Origin of the sequence: Trujillonella humicola (assembly GCF_046233715.1) — a bacterium.
GTDB classification, from domain to species: domain Bacteria; phylum Actinomycetota; class Actinomycetes; order Mycobacteriales; family Geodermatophilaceae; genus Trujillonella; species Trujillonella humicola.
Genome location: NZ_JBJNRJ010000119.1, coordinates 1 through 1,487 on the forward strand (window position 1 = coordinate 1; position 1,487 = coordinate 1,487).

The window sequence follows — 1,487 nt, forward strand, 5'->3', positions numbered from 1 at the left end:
TAGCCCGGGGCTTTCACCGCGCATGATCTAAAGACCGGTCCGGGAGCACGAAAGGTGCCTCTGACCTGCAAGGATGCTGCTTGCTGAGGGCAATATCCACGCGGGCCAGGAGGCACCTTTCTGGTGAAGAAGCGTAGCGGGCGATACCCGCGTCTGACCGTCGACGGTCACGGGTCCAGCGTCGTGCCGAATGCCGGGGCGGTCGTGTTGCTGAGGACCGCGGAGGCCGTCGGTCTCGACGTCGCCCTCTCACGGGCGATCGAGCCCTGGCGGCGGCCGCTGGCCCGGCACGATCCGGGCAAGATCGTTCTGGACTTGGCCGTCAGCCTGGCCATCGGCGGGGACTGCCTGGCCGACCTCGCGCAGCTGCGCGCCGCACCGGAGGTGTTCGGCCCGGTCGCCTCCGACCCCACGGTGTCCCGGCTGGTCGACACCCTGGCCGCCGACGCCCCCACGGCGCTGGCCGCGATCGCCGCCGCCCGGGCAGCAGCCCGCGCGACCGCGTGGTCGCTGGCCGGCGCGCACGCCCCCAACCACGCCGCGGACGCTTCCTCGCCGGTGGTGATCGACGTGGACGCCACCCTGGTGACCGCGCACTCGGAGAAGGAAGCCGCGGCGCCGACGTTCAAGCGCGGCTTCGGCCACCACCCGTTGTGGGCGTTCGTCGACCACGGCCCGGCCGGCACCGGGGAGCCGCTGGCGTTCCTGCTGCGCGCGGGCAACGCCGGCTCCAACACCGTGGTCGACCACAAGACCGTCATCCGCAATGCGCTGGCGCAGCTGCCCGGCGGCCACGCCCGGGGCAAGAAGGTGCTGATCCGCATCGACGGCGCCGGCGGCACCCACGAGCTGCTCGCGTGGCTGACCCGCCGCCGGCTGTCCTACTCGGTCGGGTTCTCCCCGCCCGGCGACCTGCCCTCGATCCAGGCGAAGCTCGCTCAGATCCCCGATGCCGCGTGGAAGCCGGCCTACGACGCCGACGGTCAGCCCCGCCCCGGCGCCTTCGTCGCCGAGGTGACCGGGCTGTTCGACCTGTCCTCCTGGCCGCCGGGGATGCGGCTGATCGTGCGCAAGGAACGTCCGCACCCCGGCGCCCAGCTGCGGATCACCGACGTCGACGGCATGCGGATCACCGCGTTCGTCACCAACACCACCCGCGGACAGCTGGCCGACCTCGAGCTGCGGCACCGCCGCCGGGCCCGCGCCGAGGACCGGATCCGCTGCGCGAAGAACACCGGCCTGGCCAACCTGCCGCTGCACGACCTCACCCAGAACCAGATCTGGTGCGCCCTCGTCGCGCTCGCCGCCGACCTGGTCGCCTGGACGCAGACCCTCGCCCTGGCCGGGCACGAGGCCCGCCGCTGGGAGCCCAAACGGCTGCGCCTGCGACTGTTCTCCATCCCGGCCCGGCACGCCCGCACCGGCCGCCGCCGCCTGCTGCACCTGGCCGCCACCGCGCCGTTCACCGCGCTCGCCCTCCAGGCCCT

1 protein-coding gene is annotated in these 1,487 nt (G+C 73.5%); it reads left to right on the forward strand.

Features of this window, described 5'->3' with window-relative positions; all coding sequences use genetic code 11:
• Positions 1-123 precede the first annotated feature (123 nt).
• Positions 124-1,487, forward strand: a 1,364-nt coding sequence (locus ACK586_RS25335; RefSeq protein ID WP_409333303.1) for an IS1380 family transposase, incomplete at its 3' end; no start/stop codon positions are given.